Consider the following 24,879-nt stretch of genomic DNA (forward strand, 5'->3'; position numbering starts at 1 on the left):
CCTCCTTGAGAGACGACAGTCGTACCGAACTCCGCCCGTCTCGGTCGGTGACTTCGCAACTCCTCCGCGTCATCCGGCGCCGGGCGGGCTCAATCGGCCGTGGAGTCAGCCTTCACCAGACGGCGGACTTGAACCACGTAAAGGATTCCTGCCCACCAATAGAGGGTTGTACCCCATACGGCGAACGCCCATCCGAAAACTGCGGCCAACCAGGCCAACCAGCCGCTTCCATCACTGAGCAGGAGCAAGGGAAACGCGTACATCAGGTTGAAGGTCGCGGCCTTGCCGAGGAAGTTGACCTGCGGCGGCGGATATCCGTGACGGCGCAGGATCCACACCATGACCAGCAACATCAGCTCGCGCGCCAGCAACGCTCCGGTGAGCCACAGCGGCAGAAGCTCGCGATAAGTCAGACCGAACAGCGTCGACAGGATGTAGAGGCGGTCCGCGGCCGGATCCAGAAGCCGCCCGAGCTTGCTGATCTGATTCCAGCGCCGTGCGAGCTTCCCGTCGAGGTAGTCACTGATCCCGCTGAGCATGAGGACCGCCAGGGCCCAACCGTCGTACTCCGCCAGGATCAGCCACAAGAACAGGGGCACGCCGGCAAGACGAGCCATGCTCAGGATGTTCGGAATGGTGAAAATTCGGTCAGTCTGAACCCGAGTCTCCTGGACCTCCACCCGGGGGCCTCCACTGTGACTGTAGAAATGGTCGTTGCGATGCCCCCTGACCCTACAGGAGACCGCACACGTGCCCGTAAACGCAGAAAAGCCCCGCACCGAACCCCTGAGGGCTGGTGCGGGGCTTTCCCACAATGATTGTTCGGCGGCGTCCTACTCTCCCACAGGGTCCCCCCTGCAGTACCATCGGCGCTGAAAGGCTTAGCTTCCGGGTTCGGAATGTAAACCGGGCGTTTCCCTAACGCTATGACCACCGAAACACTATGAAATTTGAACGCTGGTGTTTTCACAGCTGTTCGTTATTTCAGAACTAACACAGTGGACGCGAGCAACTGAGGACAAGCCCTCGGCCTATTAGTACCAGTCAGCTTCACCCGTTACCGGGCTTCCACATCTGGCCTATCAACCCAGTCGTCTACTGGGAGCCTTACCCTCTCAAGGAGGTGGGAATACTCATCTTGAAGCAGGCTTCCCGCTTAGATGCTTTCAGCGGTTATCCCTCCCGAACGTAGCCAACCAGCCATGCCCTTGGCAGGACAACTGGCACACCAGAGGTTCGTCCGTCCCGGTCCTCTCGTACTAGGGACAGCCCTTCTCAATATTCCTACGCGCACAGCGGATAGGGACCGAACTGTCTCACGACGTTCTAAACCCAGCTCGCGTACCGCTTTAATGGGCGAACAGCCCAACCCTTGGGACCGACTCCAGCCCCAGGATGCGACGAGCCGACATCGAGGTGCCAAACCATCCCGTCGATATGGACTCTTGGGGAAGATCAGCCTGTTATCCCCGGGGTACCTTTTATCCGTTGAGCGACGGCGCTTCCACAAGCCACCGCCGGATCACTAGTCCCGACTTTCGTCCCTGCTCGACCCGTCGGTCTCACAGTCAAGCTCCCTTGTGCACTTACACTCAACACCTGATTGCCAACCAGGCTGAGGGAACCTTTGGGCGCCTCCGTTACCCTTTGGGAGGCAACCGCCCCAGTTAAACTACCCATCAGACACTGTCCCTGATCCGGATCACGGACCGAGGTTAGACATCCAGCACGACCAGAGTGGTATTTCAACGGCGACTCCACAACCACTGGCGTGGCTGCTTCAAAGTCTCCCACCTATCCTACACAAGCCGAACCGAACACCAATATCAAACTGTAGTAAAGGTCCCGGGGTCTTTCCGTCCTGCTGCGCGAAACGAGCATCTTTACTCGTAGTGCAATTTCACCGGGCCTATGGTTGAGACAGTCGAGAAGTCGTTACGCCATTCGTGCAGGTCGGAACTTACCCGACAAGGAATTTCGCTACCTTAGGATGGTTATAGTTACCACCGCCGTTTACTGGCGCTTAAGTTCTCAGCTTCGCAACCCCGAAAGGCCACTAACCGGTCCCCTTAACGTTCCAGCACCGGGCAGGCGTCAGTCCGTATACATCGCCTTACGGCTTCGCACGGACCTGTGTTTTTAGTAAACAGTCGCTTCTCGCTGGTCTCTGCGGCCACCCCCAGCTCACGGAGCAAGTCCGATCACCAGTGATGGCCCCCTTCTCCCGAAGTTACGGGGGCATTTTGCCGAGTTCCTTAACCATAGTTCACCCGAACGCCTCGGTATTCTCTACCTGACCACCTGAGTCGGTTTAGGGTACGGGCCGCCATGAAACTCGCTAGAGGCTTTTCTCGACAGCATAGGATCATCCACTTCACCACAATCGGCTCGGCATCAGGTCTCAGCCTTAATGAGGGACGGATTTGCCTACCCCTCGGCCTACACCCTTACCCCGGGACTACCACCGCCCGGGCTGGACTACCTTCCTGCGTCACCCCATCGCTTACCTACTACCACCTTGGGTCAGCGGCTCCACCACTTTCCTTTCCCCGAAGGGTCCGGAACGGCTTCACGGCTTTAGCATTAGAGGATTCGATATTGGGCGTTTCAAAGCGGGTACCGGAATATCAACCGGTTGTCCATCGACTACGCCTGTCGGCCTCGCCTTAGGTCCCGACTTACCCTGGGCAGATCAGCTTGACCCAGGAACCCTTAGTCAATCGGCGCACACGTTTCTCACGTGTGTATCGCTACTCATGCCTGCATTCTCACTCGTGAACCGTCCACAACTAGCTTCCGCTGCTGCTTCACCCGGCACACGACGCTCCCCTACCCATCACAGCGGGCGTTGGCCCTATTGCTGCAATGACACGACTTCGGCGGTACGCTTGAGCCCCGCTACATTGTCGGCGCGGAATCACTTGACCAGTGAGCTATTACGCACTCTTTCAAGGGTGGCTGCTTCTAAGCCAACCTCCTGGTTGTCTCTGCGACTCCACATCCTTTCCCACTTAGCGTACGCTTAGGGGCCTTAGTCGATGCTCTGGGCTGTTTCCCTCTCGACCATGGAGCTTATCCCCCACAGTCTCACTGCCGTGCTCTCACTTACCGGCATTCGGAGTTTGGCTAAGGTCAGTAACCCGGTAGGGCCCATCGCCTATCCAGTGCTCTACCTCCGGCAAGAAACACACGACGCTGCACCTAAATGCATTTCGGGGAGAACCAGCTATCACGGAGTTTGATTGGCCTTTCACCCCTAACCACAGGTCATCCCCCAGGTTTTCAACCCTGGTGGGTTCGGTCCTCCACGAAGTCTTACCTCCGCTTCAACCTGCCCATGGCTAGATCACTCCGCTTCGGGTCTAGAGCGTGCAACTCAATCGCCCTATTCGGACTCGCTTTCGCTACGGCTTCCCCACACGGGTTAACCTCGCTACACACCGCTAACTCGCAGGCTCATTCTTCAAAAGGCACGCAGTCACGACCGTTGTTCCGAAGAACAACGGCGACGCTCCCACGGCTTGTAGGCACACGGTTTCAGGTACTATTTCACTCCGCTCCCGCGGTACTTTTCACCATTCCCTCACGGTACTATCCGCTATCGGTCACCAGGGAATATTTAGGCTTAGCGGGTGGTCCCGCCAGATTCACACGGGATTTCTCGGGCCCCGTGCTACTTGGGAGATTCTTAAGCAAGCCGCTGATGTTTCGTCTACGGGGGTCTTACCCTCTACGCCGGACCTTTCGCATGTCCTTCGACTACATCAACGGTTTCTGACTCGCCGACCGGCCGGCAGACCGATCAAAAGAATTCCCACAACCCCGCATGCGCAACCCCTGCCGGGTATCACACGCATACGGTTTGGCCTCATCCGGTTTCGCTCGCCACTACTCCCGGAATCACGGTTGTTTTCTCTTCCTGCGGGTACTGAGATGTTTCACTTCCCCGCGTTCCCTCCACACTGCCTATGTGTTCAGCAGTGGGTGACAGCCCATGACGACTGCCGGGTTTCCCCATTCGGACACCCCCGGATCAAAGCTCAGTTGGCAGCTCCCCGGGGCCTATCGCGGCCTCTCACGTCCTTCATCGGTTCCTGGTGCCAAGGCATCCACCGTGCGCCCTTAAAAACTTGGCCACAGATGCTCGCGTCCACTGTGTAGTTCTCAAACAACGACCAGCCACCCATCACCCTGATCCCTTACGGACCAAGTTCACTGGGGCCGGCACTGAAGACATGACCTTACGGCCGTACCTTCAGGACCCAACAACGTGCCAAGCACGACCATTCAAGATCTCGTCACTTTCCACGCCGAAGCAGTACTTGTGAAGGACTCTCATGACCGTGCCAACTAATCAACGTTCCACCCATGAGCTGACCGTGCAGAACGTTTGTCTGCAATCGGTACTGTGCTCCTTAGAAAGGAGGTGATCCAGCCGCACCTTCCGGTACGGCTACCTTGTTACGACTTCGTCCCAATCGCCAGTCCCACCTTCGACAGCTCCCTCCCTTACGGGTTGGGCCACCGGCTTCGGGTGTTACCGACTTTCGTGACGTGACGGGCGGTGTGTACAAGGCCCGGGAACGTATTCACCGCAGCAATGCTGATCTGCGATTACTAGCAACTCCGACTTCATGGGGTCGAGTTGCAGACCCCAATCCGAACTGAGACCGGCTTTTTGAGATTCGCTCCACCTTGCGGTATCGCAGCTCATTGTACCGGCCATTGTAGCACGTGTGCAGCCCAAGACATAAGGGGCATGATGACTTGACGTCGTCCCCACCTTCCTCCGAGTTGACCCCGGCGGTCTCCTGTGAGTCCCCATCACCCCGAAGGGCATGCTGGCAACACAGGACAAGGGTTGCGCTCGTTGCGGGACTTAACCCAACATCTCACGACACGAGCTGACGACAGCCATGCACCACCTGTATACCGACCACAAGGGGGGCACTATCTCTAATGCTTTCCGGTATATGTCAAGCCTTGGTAAGGTTCTTCGCGTTGCGTCGAATTAAGCCACATGCTCCGCTGCTTGTGCGGGCCCCCGTCAATTCCTTTGAGTTTTAGCCTTGCGGCCGTACTCCCCAGGCGGGGAACTTAATGCGTTAGCTGCGGCACCGACGACGTGGAATGTCGCCAACACCTAGTTCCCAACGTTTACGGCGTGGACTACCAGGGTATCTAATCCTGTTCGCTCCCCACGCTTTCGCTCCTCAGCGTCAGTAATGGCCCAGAGATCCGCCTTCGCCACCGGTGTTCCTCCTGATATCTGCGCATTTCACCGCTACACCAGGAATTCCGATCTCCCCTACCACACTCTAGCTAGCCCGTATCGAATGCAGACCCGAGGTTAAGCCTCGGGCTTTCACATCCGACGTGACAAGCCGCCTACGAGCTCTTTACGCCCAATAATTCCGGACAACGCTTGCGCCCTACGTATTACCGCGGCTGCTGGCACGTAGTTAGCCGGCGCTTCTTCTGCAGGTACCGTCACTTTCGCTTCTTCCCTGCTGAAAGAGGTTTACAACCCGAAGGCCGTCATCCCTCACGCGGCGTCGCTGCATCAGGCTTTCGCCCATTGTGCAATATTCCCCACTGCTGCCTCCCGTAGGAGTCTGGGCCGTGTCTCAGTCCCAGTGTGGCCGGTCGCCCTCTCAGGCCGGCTACCCGTCGTCGCCTTGGTGGGCCATTACCCCACCAACAAGCTGATAGGCCGCGGGCTCATCCTTCACCGCCGGAGCTTTCAACCCCGCCCATGCAGGCAGGAGTGGTATCCGGTATTAGACCCCGTTTCCAGGGCTTGTCCCAGAGTGAAGGGCAGATTGCCCACGTGTTACTCACCCGTTCGCCACTAATCCACCCCGAAGGGCTTCATCGTTCGACTTGCATGTGTTAAGCACGCCGCCAGCGTTCGTCCTGAGCCAGGATCAAACTCTCCATGAATGTTTACCCGTAATCGGGTGCACACATCACTTAGAGCGGGCACGTCATGTCGGAATAAGACCGACGCGCCACAACGTCCTCGCTGTGTTGTTGCCTGCCAGTGCCCGAAGGCCCGACAGGTCTTTTTCAAAGGAACCTCATCCACCGAAGTGGACGGGGTATCAACTTCTGGCGTTGATTTTTGGCACGCTGTTGAGTTCTCAAGGAACGGACGCTTCCTTTGTACTCACCCCCGCGTCATCCGCTGGGGCTTTCCTCCGGGCTTTCGTTCTGTTCTTGCGTTTCCGACTCTATCAGACTCTTTCGTGTCCGACTTCCTCGGCGCTTTCCAGGTATTCGCTTTCGCGTTTTCCCTTTCCGGCGGTTCCGACTCTATCAGTGGTTTTCCGTCTCCCTGACCACTCGACGCATTACCGAAAAGGCATACGAAAAGCAGTGGGATTCAAGATCGACACTTAAGAGGAGGAGTCCCGTCCATCGGCCGTTCGCGAGAAGTTCACACGGGGCGTCCTGGCGGGAGTCACGACAGTACAGCTCTGGGGGTGCCCAAGCAAATCGATTCAGGCGTATGGTCTAGTCCACCGGTCTAGTCCACTAGTCTCCGTGCCAAGGGACCAGCCCGGATCGGGATCCAACATCGGGCGAACCCGAACATCTTGTGCCATATCCTTCTGAAGAGTACGCCGTTCGCAACAGGTAGTGACGGCGACACGAAGAGCCCCACCCCCTGGGAGGCCCCCATGACCAGCGTGACGTCCCCACTTGCCGGACGCGCCATCGGACTCGCGGCAGTGCCCGATCCGGTGTTCTCCGGCGCCATGGTGGGCCCGGGCACCGCCATTGATCCCGTGCGCGAGCCCTCGGAGGCGGTGTCCCCCGTTGATGGTGTGGTCGTTTCCCTGCACCCGCACGCGTACGTAGTCGTCGACAGCGAGGGCCACGGTGTACTCACGCACCTCGGGATCGACACGGTCCAGCTCAACGGCGAGGGCTTCGAGCTCCTCGTGAACAAGGGCGACACCGTGACCCGCGGCCAGGCCGTCATCCGCTGGAACCCCGCTGCGGTCGAGGTGGCCGGCAAGTCGCCGATCTGCCCCGTCGTGGCGCTCGAGGCGACGGCCGACTCCCTCTCCGACGTCGTCGAATCCGGCGACGTGAAGGCTGACGACGCTCTCTTCAGCTGGCAGTGACGCGTCCGTCCCTACAGGCGAGTCGGATATCCACCGCGGCGGCTCGGCCCGCCGCTCAATCGGAGACGGGTGAAATGGAGACAACGCTGCGAGGCGTCGGCGTGAGCCACGGGGTGGCGATCGGCGAGGTGCGGCACATGGGCACGGCGGTCCTGGAGCCGCCGGCCCGGCAGATCACCGCGGACGAGGCGGCGCGCGAACAGGGGCGCGCCCGTCAGGCCGTGAGTGCCGTGGCTGCCGATCTGATCGCGCGTGGCCAGCTTGCCGGTGGCGAGGCCCAGCACGTGCTCGAGGCCCAGGCGATGATCGCCGAGGACCCCGAGCTGATGGCGGACGTCGACCGGCGGATCGCCGTCGGCAGCACGGCCGAGCGCGGCGTGTACGACGCGTTCGCCTCGTACCGCGATCTGCTCGCGGGAGCCGGCGAGTACATGGCGGGCCGCGTGGCCGACCTGGACGACGTGCGCAACCGCATCGTGGCGCGGCTGCTGGGTGTGCCGATGCCGGGTGTGCCCGACAGCGACGAGCCGTACGTACTCATCGCGCGGGACCTGGCTCCCGCCGACACCGCACTGCTCGACCCGGCGCTCGTCCTCGGATTCGTGACCGAGGAGGGCGGGCCGACCAGTCACAGTGCGATCCTCGCGCGGGCGCTGGGCGTGCCGGCGATCGTGGCGCTGCCGGGTGCCGGTGAGATCGCCGAGGGCACGGTGATCGCGGTGGACGGCAGCACGGGTGACCTGTTCGTCGAGCCGTCGCCGCAGAAGCGGGCCGAGCTGGAGGCCGCGGCCGCCGAGCGCAAGGCGGCTCTGGCCGCCTCGTCCGGTCCCGGTGCGACCTCCGACGGTCACAAGGTGCCGCTGCTGGCCAATGTCGGCGGTCCCGCCGATGTGCCGTCCGCCGTCGAAGCCGGGGCGGAGGGTGTGGGTCTGTTCCGTACCGAGTTCCTGTTCCTGGACGACAGCAAGAAGGCGCCGTCCGAGGAGAAGCAGGTCGAGTCCTACCGCAAGGTGCTCGAAGCCTTCCCCGAGGGCCGCGTGGTCGTGCGGGTGCTCGATGCCGGCGCCGACAAGCCGCTGGACTTCCTGACCCCGGGCGACGAGCCCAACCCGGCGCTGGGTGTGCGCGGGCTGCGCTCGCTGCTGGACCACCCGGAGGTGCTGCGGACGCAGCTCACCGCGCTGGCCAAGGCTGCCGAGGGGCTGCCGGTCTACCTCGAGGTCATGGCCCCGATGGTCGCCGACCGCATCGACGCCAAGGCCTTCGCGGACGCCTGCCGGGAGGCCGGGCTGAAGGCGAAGTTCGGCGCGATGGTGGAGATCCCCTCAGCTGCGCTGCGGGCGCGTTCCATCCTGCAGGAAGTCGAGTTCCTGTCGCTGGGCACGAATGACCTGGCCCAGTACGCCTTCGCCGCCGACCGGCAGGTCGGTGCCGTGTCCCGGCTGCAGGACCCGTGGCAGCCGGCGCTGCTCGACCTCGTCGCCATGTCGGCGGAGGCCGCCAAGGCCGAGGGCAAGAGCTGTGGTGTCTGTGGCGAGGCCGCTGCCGATCCGCTGCTGGCCTGTGTGCTGACCGGTCTGGGTGTCACCTCTCTTTCGATGGGTGCCGCTTCGATTCCTTACGTACGGGCGACGCTCGCCAAGTACACGCTGGCCCAGTGCGAGCGTGCCGCGGCGGCCGCTCGTGCGTCGGACAGCGCCGAGGAGGCCCGTGTGGCCGCGCAGGCGGTGCTGTCCGGCGAGTAGCCGGTGGCCGCACGGCGCGGTGTTCGTACCGAGGGGTCCTCGCCGGTGGCGGGGGCCCCTCGGTGCGTTCCGGACGGGTCAGTGGTGCGGTCCCGGTGCGTCGACCTCGTACCCCGGGCAGTATTCGACGCCCGGTTCGGGGGCGACGGGGTCTCCGGTGTCGGCGTCGGTGCAGTAGGCGTTGAAGACGGCGGCGGCCGAGAGGACGGTGAGCCGGCCGCGGTCCAGGCGCCAGCCGTGGACCCGGTCCCGCCGGCCCTCGGCGGTGGTGCGGACCACCAGTCCCCCGGGGCCGCCGAGGGCGAGTCCCGCGGCGAGGACCGTCACGAAGTCCAGGCCTTCCCGGCCCTCGATGCGCGGTGGGGTTTCCGGGTCGCCGGTGGTGTCGGCGTGCAGGACGGCGACGAGCTGTTGTGCCTCGGTCGGGATGCTGCAGACGAAGTGGTGGTGGCCGGGGCCGGCGCCGGCGACGAGTCGTTTGAGTGCGTCGGCGGCGCGGTCGAAGGAGGCGTGGCCGATGTCCTCGCCGCAGTCCGCGCAGTGGCCGACCTCGGCGAGGAGGCCGGTGGCGTACTCCCATGTGGCCTGGCGGACGGCCTCGTCGACCAGGAGGGGGACCAGCTGGTCGATGGGCTGGCCGGCGTAGGGGAGGACGGCGCCGTTTCCGGCGAGCTCGGCCGTGAAGCGGGCGCGGGTCAGGGCGGTGTCCGGGTCGAGGCCGTTGTCCCCGCAGTACTCGGCGTACTCCTCGGGATCGAAGAGGGCGACGGTGGTGTGGATGCCCTGGGCCGCGCGGGAGCGGAGCAGGCCGTCCACGTGGTGGAGGTAGTCCTGGTGGTCGTCGAAGGTGAAGCTGCGGTAGCCGCGCATGGCCGCGAAGTCCCCGGCGTCGGCCAGCAGGCCGATGGTGCCGGGGACTTCGCGGCGCAGCGTGCGGCGCCGGTCGCTGGTGCGGGTCCGGTGCGTGCCGGTGTGCGGGCCGGTGTGCGTGCCTGCGGTCGTGTCGGTGTCGTTCTTGCGTGGCATGACTTCCCCCTGAGTGGCGCAATCGCTTGCTCACTCAGAGTAATCACCGCCACTGACAGTGAGCTCAGCCGTGGTTGCGGGTGCGGGCCAGCTCCTCGTAGAAGTGGAGGAGGTCGAGGTTGTCGACGGAGCCGGGGTTGACCGCCTTGGCCAGGGGGGCGCCCTGCAGGAGGCGCTTGACCGGCACCTCGATGCGCTTGCCGGTGAGGGTGTGCGGGATGCCCGGGACCTCGATGACCTCGTCGGGGACGTGCCGCGGGGAGAGCTCCTCGCGGATCGTCGCCTTGATACGGGCCCGCAGGTCGTCGTCGAGGGCCGCGCCGGGCACGAGGTGGACGAACAGCGGCATCCAGTAGCCGCCGTTCGGCTCCTCCAGGCCGATGACCAGGGATTCCTTGATCTCGGGGAGGCGTTCGACGGCCTCGTAGATGTCGGCGGAGCCCATCCGGACGCCCTGGCGGTTGAGCGTGGAGTCGGAGCGGCCGTGGATGATCACCGAGCCGTGGTCGGTGATGGTGATCCAGTCGCCGTGGCGCCAGGCTCCCGGGAACATCTCGAAGTAGCTGTCGCGGTAGCGGCTGCCGTCGGGGTCGTTCCAGAAGTGGATCGGCATGGACGGCATGGGGTTGGTGACGATGAGCTCGCCCACCTCGCCGATGACCGGCTTGCCGGAGGGGTCCCAGGCCTGGAGGTCCGTACCGAGGCACGCGGCCTGGAGTTCGCCGATGTGCACCGGGAGCGTGGGGACGGCGCCCGCGAAGCAGCTGCACACGTCGGTGCCGCCGCTGACGGAGGCGATCCAGAGGTCCTCGGCGACCTCCTCGTGGAGCCAGCGGAAGCCGTCGGGCGGGAGCGGGGAGCCGGTGGTGGCCACGCACTTCACGGCGGAGAGGTCGAAGTCGCGGCCCGGGTGGACCTCGGCCTTGCGGCAGGCCATCACGTAGGCGGCGGAGGTGCCGTAGAGGGTGGCGCCGGTGCGCTCGGCGATGCGCCACTGGGCGCCGGTGTCGGGGTAGCCGGGGCTGCCGTCGTAGAGGACGACGGTCGTACCGGTGAGCAGTCCGGAGATGAGGAAGTTCCACATCATCCAGCCGGTGGAGGTGTACCAGAAGAAGCGGTCCTCGGGGCCGAGGTCGCAGTGCAGGCCGAGCTGCTTGAGGTGCTCGAGGAGGATGCCGCCCTGGGACTGGACGATGGCCTTGGGGAGGCCGGTCGTACCGGAGGAGTACAGCACCCAGAGCGGGTGGTCGAACGGGACCGGTTCGAAGACGGGCTCGGTGTCGGCCGAGGTCAGCGCGGACCAGTCGAGGGCGCCGTCGGGGGCGGGCGTGCCGAGCAGCGGGATGTGGACGACCGCGCGCAGGGAGGGCAGGTCGGCGCGGAGCTCGGCGACGGTGTCGCGGCGGTCGTGCTCCTTGCCGCCGTACCGGTAGCCGTCCACGGTGAACAGGACGACGGGCTCGACCTGCTGGAAGCGGTCGAGGACGCTGCGGGCTCCGAAATCGGGGGCGCAGGAGGTCCAGACGCCGCCGACGGCGGCGGTGGCGAGGAGGGCGACGGCCGCCTCGGTGATGTTGGGGAGGTAGCCGCTGATCCGGTCGCCGGGGCGTACGCCGAGGGCGCGCAGTTCGGCGGCGAGCGACCCGACCTGGCGGCGGAGCTCGGCCCAGGTGACGGGGACGACCTCGTGGGTCTCGTCCACGTACAGCAGGGCGGGGTCGCCGGCCCGGGCCGGGTCCTCGGCGGCGCGCAGCGCGTGCTCGGCGTAGTTCAGGGTGGCTCCGTCGAACCAGCGCGCGCCGGGCATGGAGCGGTCGGCGAGGACCGACTGGTAGGGGGTGGTGAAGCGGACGTCGAACCACTCGGCGACGGCCTGCCAGAAGGTGTCGAGCTCGTCGACGGACCAGCTGTGCAGCGCGGGGTAGCCGCCGTCGGCGGGAGCTCCGTGGTGCTCGGCGGCCCAGGCCTGGAAGGCGGTGATCCGGGCCGCGGCGATCCGGTCGGGGCCCGGCGCCCAGAGGGGTTCCGGCTGCGTGGCTGAGGTCATGGGTCGGCTCCCGGTCAAGTCTGCGGCTCGCGCTTCGTGTGCGTACGGTGCCATCGCGCGGGGGTGTGGGCGCGGCGGCTCACAGGGACCATGCCATGTGATCGTCCGCTGCACCAGGGCTGTCCTGGCGGGTCGGGTGATCGGCGCGGGGGTGCCGCTGCCGGGTGAACGGCAGTTGAACGCCGTCCCCTCGGCCGGGGGCCGGTGGCAGGGTGAGCGGCATGGACGGTCGTGATCTGGTGCGTGCGGTGAAGGACATGGGTTCGGCGCGCGGTCGGCGCGCATGGCGCTCGGCATGGCGCCATCGGCGCGCGGACGCGGTGGGGCTCCAGCGCCGGGGCGCGGAGCGGGCGCGCGTGCCGGGACTGCTGACCGGTACGGAGGCCCGGGAGGGCGGGGGCGTACTGCGGTTCGCACGGTCGGACCTGCTGGTACGGGTCATGGTGGGCGGTGCCGTGTTCTGGAGCTGGGACGGGGCCGGGCCGACGCCCTCCTACGCGGTGGTGGGCGGCGGGCCAGAGCCGGATCCGCGGGCCGTGCTGGAGCCGGACACCGGGGGCGGCTGGCGGGTGGTGTCGGAGCGAGTGACGGTGGCGGTGTCCCGGCACGGGGCGGTGGAGGTGCGCACGCCCGGCGGGACGGTGCTGCGGCGGGAGGCGCCGCCGCGGTGGTGGGAGCCGGTGGATCCGCGGATGGGCGGGGCGCGGTGGCTGCTGCGCAGCGAGGTGCCGGCGGACGCGCGGTTCTTCGGGCTGGGCGGCCGGGCCGCGGGGCCGCGGCTGCGGGACGGGGCGTACCGGCTGTGGAACACGGATCCGAAGGGGGGCTTCGGGCCGGGGACGGATCCGCTGTACCTGACGATGCCGGTGCAGATGGTGGTCGCGGACGCGGGGACGCATCTGGTGTTCCACGACAACCCGTGGGACGGCCGGGTGGTGCTGCGCGAGGGTGAGGAGGGCGCGGGGTCGGGGGCGGACCGGCCGGGGGCGAGTGAGCTGCGGATGGAGGGCGGTCCGCTGCGGTGCTGGGTGCTGGTGGGGACGCCGGCGCGGGTGCTGCAGGGGTGGTCGGGGCTGACCGGCGCGGCCGCGGTGCCGCCCGAGTGGGCGCTGGGGTACCAGCACGCGCGGTGGGGGTTCGGGAGCGCGGAGGAGGTGCGGCGGGTGGTCGCGGGGTACGCGTCGCACGGGCTCGCGCTCTCGGCCGTACACCTGGACATCGACCACTACGACGGGCACCGGGTGTTCACGGTGGACGAGCAGCGGTTTCCCGATCTGCCGGGGCTGGCGCGGGAGTTGCGGGAGCTCGGGGTGCGGCTCGTGTCGATCGTGGACCCGGCGGTGAAGGCGGGCGACGGGGTGCACACCTCCGGCCTGTCGGTGGGGAGGGGCGGCGCCTTCGTGCGGGACGCGCGGGGCCGGGAGGTCCGCGGTGAGGTGTGGCCCGGTGAGTGCGCGTACCCGGACTTCACGGATCCGGCGGTGCGGGAGTGGTGGGGCGGGCTGTATGAGGAGCGGCTCGCGCAGGGCTTCGCGGGTTTCTGGCACGACATGAACGAGCCGGTGTCCTTTGCGCCGTTCGGGGACAACACGCTGCCCCGGTCGGCGCGGCACGCGATGGACGGGGCGGGTGGCGACCACCGGGAGGGGCACAACGTGTACGCGCTGGGGATGGCGCGGGCGGGGTGGGAGGGACTGGTGCGGCTGCGGCCGGCCGAGCGGCCGTTCCTGTTCTCGCGGTCGGGGTGGGCGGGGATGCAGCGGTACGGAGGCACGTGGTCGGGGGATGTGGAGTCCAGCTGGGAGGGGTTGCGGGCCTCGTTGGCCCTGGTTCTGGGGCTCGGGCTGTGCGGGGTGCCGTATTCGGGGCCGGATGTCGGCGGGTTCGGGGGCTCCCCGTCGCCGGAGTTGTATGTGCGGTGGCTGCAACTGGGGGCCTACCTGCCGCTGTTCCGGACCCATTCGGCGATCTGGGCGGGGCGGCGGGAGCCGTGGGAGTTCGGGCCGGAGGTGGCGGAGCAGGCCGGGGCGGTGATGGCGGAACGGGAGCGGCTGCGGCCGTACTTCGTGACGCTGGCCCATCTGGCGCGGCGTACGGGCGCGCCGTACGTGCGGCCGGTGTGGTGGGGGGCGCCGGAGGATCGGCGGTTGCGGGACTGCGAGGACGCGTTCCTGCTGGGCGATGCGCTGCTGGTGGCGCCCGTGCTGGAGTGCGGGGCGGACCGGCGGGCGGTGCGGCTGCCGCGGGGGCGGTGGTACGACACCGAGACGGGGGCGGCGTACGAGGGGCCGGGCCAGATCCTGCTGGACGCCCCGCAGGGCCGGATCCCGGTGCTGGCGCGGGCGGGGGCCCTGCTGCCGGTCCGGTCCGGCTCCGGCGACGGGGTGGAGCTGGAGGTCTGGGCCCCGGCGCGCGGGCGTACGGGGGGCGGGGTGGTGATCCGGGAGCCGGGGCCCGGCTTCGAGGCGGGTGAGGTGGAGCGGTACACGGTGCGGTGGCTGGGGGACGCGGTGGTCGTGGAGGACGAGGCGGGGAACCCGGTGGAGGGGGTCACCGTACGGGGGTTGCAGGGGTAGGGGGCCGGAAGGGGCTGGAGGGGCCGGAGGGGGCTGGAGCCGTGCGGGGGCCGTGCGGGACCTGGAGGGGGTACGGGCCGTGGGGCGCGCCGCGGCCGCCGGACCGCGGTCGGCCGCCACCCGCTTACGCAACCATCGGTTGCACATTCCTCGGCGGCAGGCTAGCTTGATATGCAACCGAAGGTTGCGAAAGGTGGAAGCGGTCATGGAGTACGGGAGCATCGAGCGCGAGCTGCACATCGAAGCCTCGCCCGAGGTGGTGTTCGAGGTGCTCAGCAGCCCCGAGCACATCCGGGACTGGTGGAGCGCCGAGACCGCGTTCGAGCCGGAGGCCGGCGCCACCGGCACCCTCACCTGGACGGACCCGGACACGGGCCGGCACGAGTCGTCGCCGTTCACGGTCGTGGAGGCCGACCCACCGCGGACGTTCTCGTTCCGCTGGACGTACGACGAAACACAAACGGAGGCCGCGGGACCGGGCAACTCCCTGCTGGTGACCTTCGAGCTCGTCCCCGACGAGAAGGGGACCACGGTCCGTTTCCGCGAGAGCGGCTACCGCGAGCGGGGCTGGGAGGCCGCCGTACTGGAAGCCCACTACAACGACCACCGGCAGGGCTGGGACTTCTACCTGCCGCGCCTGGCCGCGAGCGCCGAACGGCTGGCGGCCCCACGATGAGCACCGCCGTGGACGACGACCTCTGGTCCGCGATGGGCGACCCGACCCGGCGCCGCATGATCGACCTCCTGCTGGCCGAGGGCCAGGGGACCGCGACGACCCTCAGTGCGCACCTGCCGGTGACCCGGCAGGCCGTGACCAAACACCTGGCCGTCCTCGACCGGGTCGGGCTCGTCCGGTCCGCGCCGTCCGGGCGGGAGAAGCGTTACCGGGTGGACGAGGCGCAGCTGGCCCGTGCCGTGGCGCAGCTGAACTCCGTCGGAGAGATGTGGGACGCCCGGCTGCGGCGCATCAAGAGCCTCGCCGAGGCGGTCCAGCGAGCCAAGGACGAGCAGACACCGATCGAGGAGCGAGGAGAACGAGATGGTTGACATCCTGCACCGGGTGGGAATCACGGCGAGCCCGGAGAAGGTCTACGAGGCGCTCACCACGGTCGAGGGTCTGGCCGCGTGGTGGACGACCGACACGAGCGGCACCGGCGACGGCGTCCTGGAGTTCCGCTTCGGCGACGTCGGCGGCTTCGACATGAAGGTCCTCGACCTGCAGCCGGACGCACGGGTGCGGTGGGAGGTGACCGACGGACCGGCCGAGTGGATCGGGACGACGGTGGACTTCGAGCTGGCCCGCGAGGGCGAATGGACGATCCTCCTGTTCACGCACGCGGGCTGGCGCGAGCCGGTCGAGTTCATGAGCCACTGCAGCACCAAGTGGGCGATCTTCCTGATGAGCCTGAAGTCCCTGGTGGAGACCGGTACCGGCGCTCCGCATCCGCGTGACGTGCAGATCAGCAACTGGCACTGACCGGGGACGCATGCCCTGCGGGCCCGCCCGCCTCAGGCGTACTTCCCCGCGAACCAGGACGCCGCCGCCCGGGTGTGGAGGGGGAAGGCCAGGACCGAGGGGGTCCGCAGGATGTGCCAGCCCGTGGTCTCGTCCGTCGGCTTCGACTCGGGGAGGTCGGCGGCCGGGCGGGGCGGGAGGAGGCCGAAGAGGAGGAGGTGGCCCGCCGGGGAGCTCAGGGCGTCGGCCAGGGTCACTTCCGAGGCCGGGGCGGTGATGCCGGTCTCCTCGAAGAGTTCGCGGACGACCGCGTCGCGCCAGTCCTCGCCGAAGTCGATGAAACCGCCGGGGAGGGCGACGCCGCCGAGGGCCGGTTCGATGGTGCGGGTGATGACCACCAGGCCGGTGCCGTCCGCGTCCTCCACGGGGAGGAGGGTGACGGCCACCGGGAGCGGGTTGCGGTAGGCGGTCGCCCCGCAGGCCGCGCAGGTGCGGGGCCACGTAGGGGTGGAGTACGGCGCTCCGCAGGTGGAGCAGTGCGAGTCCTTCAGGTGTGCCGGCATCCGGCGATGGTATGCCAAGGGGTATGCGGATGACGGCTGTTGCGGGACTGCTCGCGGTGCTGGCCGGCGGGGCTGCGGCGCCGGACGGATTCGTGGTGCTGCGCGAGGTGGATCCGGGCATCGGGCAGGACATGCGGTACGCGGGTGCGCGGAACTTCACCGGCGGGGTGGTGGACGGGTACGAGGAGCCGGAGTGCCTGCTCGCGCGGCCCGCGGCCGAGGCGCTGCGGCGGGCACAGCGGCGGCTGCTGCGCAGCGGCCGCTCGCTGCGGGTGTACGACTGCTACCGGCCGCAGCGGGCGGTCGACCGGTTCGTGCGGTGGGCGCGGACGCAGGACGGCCCGGGCGACCGCGCGACGAAGGCGGAGTTCTACCCGAACGTGGAGCGGGACCGGCTGATCCCCGACGGGTACATCGCGGAGAGGTCCGGGCACAGCCGCGGGAGCACGCTGGACGTGACCCTGGTGGAACTCACGGGGCGGGAGGCCGACATGGGGACGGCGTTCGACTTCTTCGATCCGCTCTCGCACACCGACGATCCGCGGGTCACGGGCGCCGCCCGCGCCAACCGGCAGTTGCTGAAGCGGGTCCTGGGCGAGCAGGGGTTCGTGAACCTTCCCGAGGAGTGGTGGCATTTCACGTACAGGCCTGAGGCGTATCCCGACACGTATTTCGACTTCCCCGTCGCTGTCGCCTCCGTCCGGCCGTGAGTACCGTGCCCGCATGACTTTCAGCTCGTACGAGGAATTCTGGCCGTACTACGTCGCGATGCACTCGCGCGCCGCCACCCGCTGGGTCCATCTCACCGGCACGCTCACCGGCCTGGCCGTCGCCGCCTACGGGCTGGCGCGCGGCCGCCGGCGCTACCTCGCCGCCCTGCCGCTGATCGGGTACGGGACCGCCTGGCCCGCGCACTTCCTGATCGAGGGGAACAATCCCGCCACCTTCGGCCATCCGGGATGGTCGCTGCGCGGGGACGCGCAGATGATCCGGATGATGCTGGCGGGGCGGGACGCGGAGCTGGGCGAGATCGCCCGGAAGTGGCTCGCCGAGAACGGGTGCCCCTGAGGGCCCTCTCGTGACAGACTCCTGACGATCCGTCAGCTATCTGGCATGGGAGGGGTCTTGGCACGCACACGCACACCCGTCGTGAACGGGTGGTTCACCGGGTCCGCCGAGGACGGCGGCTTCCGGCTGCTCGGCACCCGGTGCTCCGCCTGCACCGCGGTGTTCTTCCCCCGCGAGGACGCGTACTGCCGCAATCCGCACTGCCGCGGCGGGGGCGAGCTCGTCGAGGTGCCGCTGTCCCCGCGGGGCCGGGTCTGGTCCTACACCGACGGGCGCTACCGGCCGCCCGCCCCGTACGTGTCCGACCCGGCCGAGCCTTGGGAGCCGTACACCCTGGTCGCGGTGGAGCTGGAGGCCGAGGGGATGGTGGTGCTGGGGCAGGCGGCGCCCGGGGTGGGGGTCGCCGATCTGGCGGTCGGGATGGAGGTCGAGGTGGTCGGGGGCGTGCTGGGCGAGGATGCCGGGACCGTCTGGACCACCTGGCACTTCCGGCCCGTGGGAGGCACCGGGTGAGCGCCGACATCGCGGTCCTCGGGGCCGGCATGCACCCCTGGGGCAAATGGGGCCGCAGTTTCGTCGAGTACGGACGGGCCGCGGCGCGCGAGGCGCTCGCCGACGCCGGACTCGACTGGACGGACGTGCAGTCGATCGTCGGCGCCGACACCGTGCGTTCGGGATACCCGGGCTACGTGGCCGGCGCCACCTTCGCCCAGGCCCTCGGCTGGCAGGGCGCGCGGGTGACCAGCGTGTACGCGGCCTGCGCGTCCGGTGCCCAGGCGATCGGGGCGGCCCGCGCGCAGATCCTGGCGGGCCTGGCCGACGTGGTCCTCGTGGTCGGCGCGGACGCCGCGCCCAAGGGGTTCTTCGCACCGGCGGGCGGCGACCGTCCCGACGATCCGGACTGGCTGCGGTTCCGCGTGCTGGGCGCCACGAACCCGGCGTACTTCGCGCTCTACGCCCGCCGCCGGATGGCCCTGTACGGCGATACCCTGGAGGACTTCGCCCAGGTCAAGGTGAAGAACGCGGCGGCCGGACTGCTCAATCCGCACGCCCGCTACCGCAAGAAGGTCACCGCCGAGGAGGTCGCGGCCTCGGCCGTCGTCGCCGATCCGCTCCGGCTGCTCGACATCTGCGCCACCTCCGACGGGGGCGCGGCCCTCGTGCTCACCAGCATGGACTTCGCGCGGGCGCGCGGGGTGACCGATCCCGTGCGGATCCGGGCGGTCTCGACGGTGACGCCCACGTATCCGCGGACGGTGCTGGACCTGCCGGACATCGCCACCGACTCGTCGGTGGCCGTGGCGCCGGCGGCCGGTTCCTTCCGGTCGTCGATCGCTCGCGCCGCCTACGAGGAGGCGGGGCTCGGCCCGGACGACCTCTCCTTGGCCGAGGTCTACGACCTGTCCACCGCCCTCGAACTGGAGTGGTACGAGGACATCGGGCTGTGCGGCGAGGGCGAGGGGGCGAAGCTCGTACGGGAGGGAGCGACGGCTCTGGGCGGCCGGATCCCGGTCAACACCAGTGGCGGGCTGGCCTCCTTCGGGGAGGCGGTGCCGGCCCAGGCCATCGCGCAGGTGTGTGAGCTGACCCGGCAGTTGCGCGGTACGGCCGGGGAGCGGCAGGTTCCCGGTGCGCGGGCCGGGATCACCGCCAACCAGGGGCTGTTCGGGCACGGTTCGGCCGTCGTCGCCGTGCGCTGAACGGCCGGTGTTGTCCGAACGCTTGACGGCCCCCGGCGGCAGGTTCACACTCGCTCCACAGTCCCGCGCCGCGACCGGGACCCGGAACCCCCCGTGAGAGCAGCGGCCCGTACCCCAGTCGGCGGGGGTACGGGCCGCCTCCGTGCCGGGCCCCGGTGCGGGCACGCGGGCCGATGGTGTCAGGCTCCCGCCGAGAGGCTCCGGCGCCGCTCGCGCGCCAGGGACATCGCGTGTTCCACGACCCCCACCAGCACGTCCTTCACGGACTCCCGGTCCCGCGCGTCGCACAGCAGCACCGGCACCCCGGGATCGAGGTCGAGTGCCGTCCGTACGGTCACCACCGGGTGCCGGTCGGCTCCGTCGAAGCAGTTGACCGCGACCACGAAGGGGATGCCGCGCCGTTCGAAGTAGTCGATGGCGGCGAAGCAGTCGGCGAGGCGACGGGTGTCCGCGAGGACGACGGCGCCGAGCGAACCCTGCGCCAGCTCGTCCCACAGGAACCAGAAGCGGTCCTGCCCGGGCGTGCCGAACAGGTACAGCACCAGGTCCTCGCGGAGCGTGATGCGCCCGAAGTCCATGGCCACGGTGGTGGTGCTCTTGCCCTCCACTCCCCCGGTGTCGTCGACACCGACGCCCGGCTCGGAGAGCCGTTCCTCGGTGCGCAGGGGTCTGATTTCGCTCACCGCACTCACCAGGGTGGTTTTGCCCACCCCGAAGCCGCCCGCGACCAGGATCTTCAAGGTCAGCGGTTCGACCGGCGACACCGCGTGCATGGCACCGGTGCGGCTAAAGCGCCCGAAGGCCATCGATCACCTCACGCAGAATGGATTCATCGGGCAGTTCGGCCGGGGGTACCGGCCTGGTCACGTGGACCAGTTCCTCGTCGACCAGGTCGCCGATCAGGACGCGGACGACCCCGACCGCGAGGTCGAGGTCGGCCGCCAGTTCGGCGACCGACTGCGGTCGGCCCCGGCACAGCCCGAGGATGTGGGCGTGTTCCGGAGAGAGGGTCATGTCCCAGACCGGATCGTCGGCCGCCGGTTCGGCGACGACGAGCGCGATCAGGTCGAGGCGGTGCTGGCCCGCATGGCTGGTCCGGCCGCGGGTCATGGCGTACGGGCGGACGACGGGGCCTGCATCGTCGTCGAACCAGTGCGCGTGGTCGGGGTCGAGCTCGAGCTCGGGGTCCGGCTCGGGGTAGGACGGGTCGACGGGGAAGCCGGCGGGAATGCCGGCGGGGTGGTCCTGGCCTGAATCGCTCATGCCCTACGACTCACCCTCCGGCTGGCAGCCCGGTGCGCGGGGCGGTCGCCAGGTGGTCGCCGACGCGCTTGACCATGAGCGTCATCTCGTACGCCACCTGGCCGACGTCTGAATCGGCGTCCGCCAGCACGGCCAGGCAGCTGCCGTCGCCCGCGGCCATGACGAAGAGGAAGGCCTCGTCGAGCTCGACCACCGTCTGGCGCACCCGGCCGGAGTCGAAGTGCCGGCCGACGCCCTTGGCGAGGCTGTGGAAGCCGGAGGCGACCGCCGCCAGGTGCTCGCTGTCCTCGCGGGTCAGGTCCTTGGAGCTGCCGGTGGGCAGGCCGTCGCCGGACAGGACCACCGCCTTGCGGATGGAGCCGACCCGGTCGACGAGCTCGTCGAGGAGCCAGTTGAGCGGGCCGGAGCCGCGGCCCCTGGTGTCGTTGCCGGTCTGCGGTGCGGTCATCGACCGTCCCCTTCGTTCTCGTTCGCGGGACCGCCGGCGGCGGAGCTGCCCGCCTCGGTCTCGGACTTCTGCTGTGCGTGCTGGTTGCGGCCCGCCGTCCAGCCACGCTGGAGTGCGGACATGCGCGTACGTACGTCGTCCGCGTCGCGGTCGGCCACCTGGTCGGGGGCGGCTTCGGCGGGGGCGGCCGACAGGTTGTTCTTGAGCTGGGGCGCCAGGTTCGCCTGGCGGACGCGGCGGGGCAGCCCGCCGATGCCGGGGCCGGGTGCGGCGGCCCCGCCGGAGCCGGCATCGGCCCCGGGCGCAGCGGCCTGGCCGGGCTGCGGGACCACGGACACCGGGCGGGGCTCCACCCGGCGGCCGTGTTCGGCGACCAGAGTCGGTGTGGGGCGGCGGCGCGGCAGCGGTACGGCTCCCTGGGAGCGGGCGGCCTCCGCACGTGAGGCCTCCACGCGCTGGGTGTCGAGCCGGACCGGGCCGGTGGGGGCGGGCGACTCGCGGTCGTGATCGCCCTTGCGGGCGCCGTGGCGCTCCGCGTGCCGGTCGGTGTGCGGCCGGTCCGCCGGGCGCAGGCCCAGCAGGGCGCTGCGCGGGGTGCCGTTCGGCGGGGTCTCGTCGTCGAGCGTCGCCATGACCGGGCGGGCGGAGGAGCCGTTGCGGCTCGTGATCGCCGTGGGGGCGTCGTCGAGCACCGCGGCGTCGTCGAGGCCGTCCAGCCGGTCCAGGCCACCGCCCACGAGCGGGGCCTCCAGCTCGACCGGGCCGCGCAGTTCGGCGGCGGGCAGCGGGCGGCCGGAGGGCGCGCGCTCCATGGCGGCGGGCGTGGGCCGCTCGGACCCGGCCCTGCCGAAGTGGCCCGGCTTGTCGGACCTGCCGGGCTTGACCGCGGCGCGGGCGCCGTCGAACCGCGCGCCCGATCCGTTGGTCTCGGGAGCCTCGGTCAGCAGGGACACGGGGAGGAAGACCACCGCGGTGGTGCCCCCGTACGGGCTGGGCTGGAGGACGACCTTGACGTTGTGGCGCTGTGCGAGGCGGCTGACGACGAACAGGCCGAGACGGTCGGTGTCGGAGAGTTCGAACTCGGGGGTCTCGGCGAGCCGGAGGTTCGCGTCGAGCAGTGCCTCAGGGGTCATGCCGAGGCCGCGGTCGTGGATCTCCAGGGTGAAGCCGTTGGCGACGCGCTCGCCGTGCACCTGGACCGCGGTGTGCGGCGGCGAGAACACCGTGGCGTTCTCCAGGAGTTCGGCGATGAGGTGCGTGATGTCGGCGACGGCCGGGCCGACGATGCCCAGACGCGTGAGCCGGCGCACCTCGATGCGCTCGTAGTCCTCGACCTCGGCGACGGCGGCCCGTACGACGTCCATGAGCTGGACGGGCTTGCGCCACTGGCGGGAGGGCGCCGCGCCGGAGAGGATCACCAGGCCCTCGGCGTGCCGGCGCATGCGGGTGGTCATGTGGTCGAGGCGGAAGAGGTCGGCCAGCTCCTCGGTGTCCTCGGTACGGCGTTCCATGGTGTCGAGGAGGGTCAGCTGGCGGTGCAGCAGCACCTGGTTGCGGCGGGCCAGGTTGACGAACACCTCGGAGACGCCGCGGCGCAGGTCGGCCTGCTTGACGGCGGCCTCGACGGCGGCGCGCTGGAGGGTGTTGAGGGCCTGGCCGACCTGGCCGACCTCGTCCTTCTCGTACTCGAGGTGGGGCGACTCGGTCTCCACGTCCACGTGCTCGCCCGCGGCGAGGCGGCGCATGACGCTGGGCAGCCGGACGCCCGAGGCCTCGTGGGCCTCCTTGCGGAGCCGGGAGAGGTCGCGGACCAGGTCGCGGCCGATCCGTACGGAGAGGACCAGGGACACGATCAGGGCGAGGAAGCCGAGGATGCCGGCCGCGGCGGCCTGGACCATGACGTCCATGGCGACGGGCTCGATGCGCTGCTGGTAGCGGTTGCCGGCTTCGGTGTTCATGGCCGCCAGGTCGTCCAGGACCTTCGCGGAGGCCTGGTCCCACTGCTCGGCGGTGACGCTGCGCGGCTTGTTGACCGCGCCGCCGGCGATAAAGCGCTCCTCGGCGTCGCGCAGGGGCTTGGTCTCGGGGTCCTTCCAGTACTGCTCGAAGCGCTCGCGGTCCTCGGCGGGGAGGGTCACGAGGTTGAACTCGTAGAGCAGGGTGCGCTTGGCGGCGAAGTCCGACACGTGGCGGACGTCGGAAGCCGTGACGTTGCGGGCGGCGAGGGCCGAGGCGATGACGGCGTCCTCGCGGGAGAGCAGTTCGCGGGCGCGGCTGATGCCGACGAGGGCGCGGCCTTCCTTGTCCACCTCCACGTTGTCCAGGCCGTGGAGGTTCATGAGGAAGTCGTAGCAGGGGTCGACCAGCCGGTTGTAGAGCTCCAGGGCCTGGGTGGGCTCCAGGGCGTTCTGGTCGACGGAGCGTCGCATGGAGCCGATGCCCTGGAAGGCGGAGACGATCGAGCGCAGCCGCTGGGCGCTGTCCGTGCTCAGCTCGTCGATGACCTTGGGGTCGCGGGCGCTGACGCTGATCTTCTCGACGGCCTCGTCGGTTTCGGCCCGGCGCTTGGTGAGTTCGGCCGTGGCGGTGGCGGCCCGGGGGTCGCCGAGGACGACGAGGGTCTGGCGCCGCTCCTTCTGGATGACGCGGGCGACGTCCTCGACCGGGTAGCCCACCTTGTCGATGATGTAGGCCACGTCGAAGAGTTGGATCGCCTCACGGCCGGTGATGACCGTGGCGAAGCTCCAGAGCGCGGTCAGGGAGACGAGCGGCACAAGGAGCAACGCCACGATCTTCCGGCGGATGGACTTCCCGCGAAAGCGCATGGCCTCCCCAGCCTCCCCCAGGTCAACCCCGTTGCCGGGGGTCGGTGTTCCGTCATTTAAACGGCGTGAGCCTACTACTGCTGCGGAGCAGCTTCGAAGGGGTGTCCGGACGTTTTCGGCCTGCCACCGGGGCGAAGATCACCAGTTGTCCGACACTTCCGGTCAAGTGCGGCCCGATATGTGGCAGATGACACTTGGTGAGGTGTCGGTTCCTGCAACCCGATGGATGGCTGGAATTGTTCGTTCCGCGATCAATCGAGCCCGCGGAGGGTATCCGCGATTCGGGAATCTCTCGGCATCTCCGGACGTCTGTCTGTTCGAGGGGACACGTCGGAACCGGCGTGGTGGGTAGACGTGGTGAGTGGACGCGACGAACAGGCACGGCGAGTGGGTACGACCAGTGGGTACGACAAGTGGGCATGGCGAGTGGGCATGGCGGACCGCGCGGTGGGGAGTGAGCGGACCATGAGCAGGGACGAGGGCGGGCGCGCGGGCGCGAGCACCGGCACGGCAGGGCGGGGACTGTGGGTCGAGGAGCCGGCCCGGCGGCGGCGGATGCCGGATCCGGTGCGGACCTCGGCGGTACGGGCGGTGCTGATCGTGTCCGTGACGCTGACGCAGGCCACGATCACGTTCTTCCTGACCCTGGCCGGGTCCTGGCTGGCCCTCCCGATGGCGTTCGGCGCGATCGCGGGGACCATCGTGGCCACCTGGGGCGTGCTGGACGTGTGGATCACCCGGCAGACGTGGAACCAGCGGTACGGGGTCCTGTCGGAGCCGAGCAGTACGGCGCGCAGGCGCCGTCGTGAGGCCCGCCGGGCCGCCAGGGTGGCGCGGGAGCCCGCCAAGGGCCGAATACCCCGCGAGGACGGCCCTCTGGCGGCCTCAGGGCGCTGATCCGCGCGCCGGCGTGCCCGGGGCCGCTCGCGGGGTGGCGTGCCCGGCGCCGGCGCGCGGGCCGGCGTGCCCGGGCCTCGCGCGGGGTGGTGTCCTCGTGCGTCCCGGCCGGGCCGGCCGGGACGTGCGGAT

19 protein-coding genes and 3 rRNA genes are annotated in these 24,879 nt (G+C 68.7%); 11 read left to right on the forward strand and 11 right to left on the reverse strand.

Features of this window, described 5'->3' with window-relative positions; translation table 11 throughout:
• Window positions 1-89: 89 nt before the first annotated feature.
• The 4 genes from OG753_RS09850 to OG753_RS09865 all read right to left on the reverse strand — a co-directional run bounded on the left by OG753_RS09850 (window position 90) and on the right by OG753_RS09865 (window position 5,943).
• Entirely contained in the window at window positions 90-680 is a 591-nt protein-coding gene (locus tag OG753_RS09850; RefSeq protein WP_327261436.1) for a CDP-alcohol phosphatidyltransferase family protein, read from the reverse strand.
• Window positions 681-820: 140 nt separating this feature from the next.
• Window positions 821-938 (reverse strand): 5S ribosomal RNA (gene rrf, locus OG753_RS09855).
• A 76-nt stretch (window positions 939-1,014) separates the two neighbouring features.
• Window positions 1,015-4,136 (reverse strand): 23S ribosomal RNA (locus tag OG753_RS09860).
• Between the two features lie 283 nt (window positions 4,137-4,419).
• A 16S ribosomal RNA gene (locus tag OG753_RS09865) occupies window positions 4,420-5,943 on the reverse strand.
• Together the 16S, 23S and 5S rRNA genes form the textbook arrangement of a ribosomal RNA operon.
• A 740-nt stretch (window positions 5,944-6,683) precedes the next feature.
• Between OG753_RS09865 and OG753_RS09870 the strand changes: the two genes are divergently transcribed.
• Window positions 6,684-7,133 (forward strand): PTS glucose transporter subunit IIA, encoded by a 450-nt coding sequence (locus OG753_RS09870; RefSeq protein WP_327261437.1) that lies wholly within the window; start codon window positions 6,684-6,686, stop codon window positions 7,131-7,133.
• A 74-nt stretch (window positions 7,134-7,207) separates the two neighbouring features.
• Window positions 7,208-8,878 (forward strand): phosphoenolpyruvate--protein phosphotransferase, encoded by a 1,671-nt coding sequence (gene ptsP / locus OG753_RS09875; protein ID WP_405788128.1) that lies wholly within the window; start codon window positions 7,208-7,210, stop codon window positions 8,876-8,878.
• A 78-nt stretch (window positions 8,879-8,956) separates the two neighbouring features.
• Here ptsP and OG753_RS09880 read toward each other — a convergent pair whose 3' ends face one another.
• Complete coding sequence (locus tag OG753_RS09880; RefSeq protein WP_405788129.1) at window positions 8,957-9,904, reverse strand: hypothetical protein; 948 nt, start codon at window positions 9,902-9,904, stop codon at window positions 8,957-8,959.
• A gap of 64 nt (window positions 9,905-9,968) precedes the next feature.
• On the reverse strand, window positions 9,969-11,951 hold the full coding sequence (locus tag OG753_RS09885) for an acetoacetate--CoA ligase (RefSeq protein WP_405788131.1): 1,983 nt from the start codon (window positions 11,949-11,951) through the stop codon (window positions 9,969-9,971).
• Between the two features lie 221 nt (window positions 11,952-12,172).
• Here OG753_RS09885 and OG753_RS09890 point away from each other — a divergent pair, with 221 nt between their 5' ends.
• The 4 genes from OG753_RS09890 (at window position 12,173) to OG753_RS09905 (ending at window position 16,004) form a co-directional block, all read left to right on the forward strand.
• Entirely contained in the window at window positions 12,173-14,527 is a 2,355-nt protein-coding gene (locus tag OG753_RS09890) for a TIM-barrel domain-containing protein (RefSeq protein ID WP_327261441.1), read from the forward strand.
• 205 nt (window positions 14,528-14,732) lie between these two features.
• The gene (locus OG753_RS09895; protein WP_405788132.1) at window positions 14,733-15,203 is read left to right on the forward strand and encodes an SRPBCC domain-containing protein; all 471 of its coding nucleotides are present in this window, start codon (window positions 14,733-14,735) and stop codon (window positions 15,201-15,203) included.
• Window positions 15,200-15,574 (forward strand): metalloregulator ArsR/SmtB family transcription factor, encoded by a 375-nt coding sequence (locus tag OG753_RS09900; protein ID WP_327261443.1) that lies wholly within the window; start codon window positions 15,200-15,202, stop codon window positions 15,572-15,574. The genes OG753_RS09895 and OG753_RS09900 overlap by 4 nt, the downstream gene beginning before the upstream one ends.
• Window positions 15,567-16,004, forward strand: coding sequence for an SRPBCC domain-containing protein (locus OG753_RS09905; protein WP_327261444.1), 438 nt, complete (start codon window positions 15,567-15,569; stop codon window positions 16,002-16,004). The genes OG753_RS09900 and OG753_RS09905 overlap by 8 nt, the downstream gene beginning before the upstream one ends.
• Window positions 16,005-16,036: 32 nt before the next feature.
• Here OG753_RS09905 and OG753_RS09910 read toward each other — a convergent pair whose 3' ends face one another.
• Entirely contained in the window at window positions 16,037-16,546 is a 510-nt protein-coding gene (locus OG753_RS09910; RefSeq protein WP_405788135.1) for an NUDIX domain-containing protein, read from the reverse strand.
• 29 nt (window positions 16,547-16,575) lie between these two features.
• Here OG753_RS09910 and OG753_RS09915 point away from each other — a divergent pair, with 29 nt between their 5' ends.
• Genes OG753_RS09915 through OG753_RS09930 form a run of 4 tightly spaced genes read left to right on the forward strand, consistent with a single transcriptional unit; the run spans window position 16,576 to window position 19,314 of the window.
• Window positions 16,576-17,256, forward strand: a complete 681-nt coding sequence (locus OG753_RS09915) for a M15 family metallopeptidase (protein WP_327261446.1) — start codon at window positions 16,576-16,578, stop codon at window positions 17,254-17,256.
• A 13-nt stretch (window positions 17,257-17,269) separates the two neighbouring features.
• Complete coding sequence (locus tag OG753_RS09920) at window positions 17,270-17,614, forward strand: DUF962 domain-containing protein (RefSeq protein ID WP_327261447.1); 345 nt, start codon at window positions 17,270-17,272, stop codon at window positions 17,612-17,614.
• A gap of 45 nt (window positions 17,615-17,659) precedes the next feature.
• Window positions 17,660-18,127 (forward strand): Zn-ribbon domain-containing OB-fold protein, encoded by a 468-nt coding sequence (locus tag OG753_RS09925; RefSeq protein WP_405788137.1) that lies wholly within the window; start codon window positions 17,660-17,662, stop codon window positions 18,125-18,127.
• On the forward strand, window positions 18,124-19,314 hold the full coding sequence (locus OG753_RS09930; RefSeq protein ID WP_327261449.1) for a lipid-transfer protein: 1,191 nt from the start codon (window positions 18,124-18,126) through the stop codon (window positions 19,312-19,314). The genes OG753_RS09925 and OG753_RS09930 overlap by 4 nt, the downstream gene beginning before the upstream one ends.
• Window positions 19,315-19,493: 179 nt before the next feature.
• Here OG753_RS09930 and OG753_RS09935 read toward each other — a convergent pair whose 3' ends face one another.
• Genes OG753_RS09935 through OG753_RS09950 form a run of 4 tightly spaced genes read right to left on the reverse strand, consistent with a single transcriptional unit; the run spans window position 19,494 to window position 23,850 of the window.
• Window positions 19,494-20,120, reverse strand: coding sequence for an ATP/GTP-binding protein (locus OG753_RS09935; RefSeq protein WP_030389931.1), 627 nt, complete (start codon window positions 20,118-20,120; stop codon window positions 19,494-19,496).
• Window positions 20,101-20,544, reverse strand: coding sequence for a DUF742 domain-containing protein (locus tag OG753_RS09940; protein ID WP_405792595.1), 444 nt, complete (start codon window positions 20,542-20,544; stop codon window positions 20,101-20,103). Before OG753_RS09940 ends, OG753_RS09935 begins: the two co-directional genes overlap by 20 nt.
• A 43-nt stretch (window positions 20,545-20,587) precedes the next feature.
• On the reverse strand, window positions 20,588-21,025 hold the full coding sequence (locus tag OG753_RS09945; protein WP_030016314.1) for a roadblock/LC7 domain-containing protein: 438 nt from the start codon (window positions 21,023-21,025) through the stop codon (window positions 20,588-20,590).
• Window positions 21,022-23,850: a nitrate- and nitrite sensing domain-containing protein gene (locus OG753_RS09950; RefSeq protein ID WP_405788140.1), complete on the reverse strand. Its 2,829-nt coding sequence runs from the start codon at window positions 23,848-23,850 to the stop codon at window positions 21,022-21,024. The genes OG753_RS09945 and OG753_RS09950 overlap by 4 nt, the downstream gene beginning before the upstream one ends.
• Window positions 23,851-24,315: 465 nt before the next feature.
• Between OG753_RS09950 and OG753_RS09955 the strand changes: the two genes are divergently transcribed.
• On the forward strand, window positions 24,316-24,747 hold the full coding sequence (locus OG753_RS09955) for a hypothetical protein (RefSeq protein ID WP_327261452.1): 432 nt from the start codon (window positions 24,316-24,318) through the stop codon (window positions 24,745-24,747).
• Window positions 24,748-24,879 lie beyond the last annotated feature (132 nt).

Source organism: Streptomyces sp. NBC_00029 (assembly GCF_045160505.1).
GTDB lineage: Bacteria > Actinomycetota > Actinomycetes > Streptomycetales > Streptomycetaceae > Streptomyces.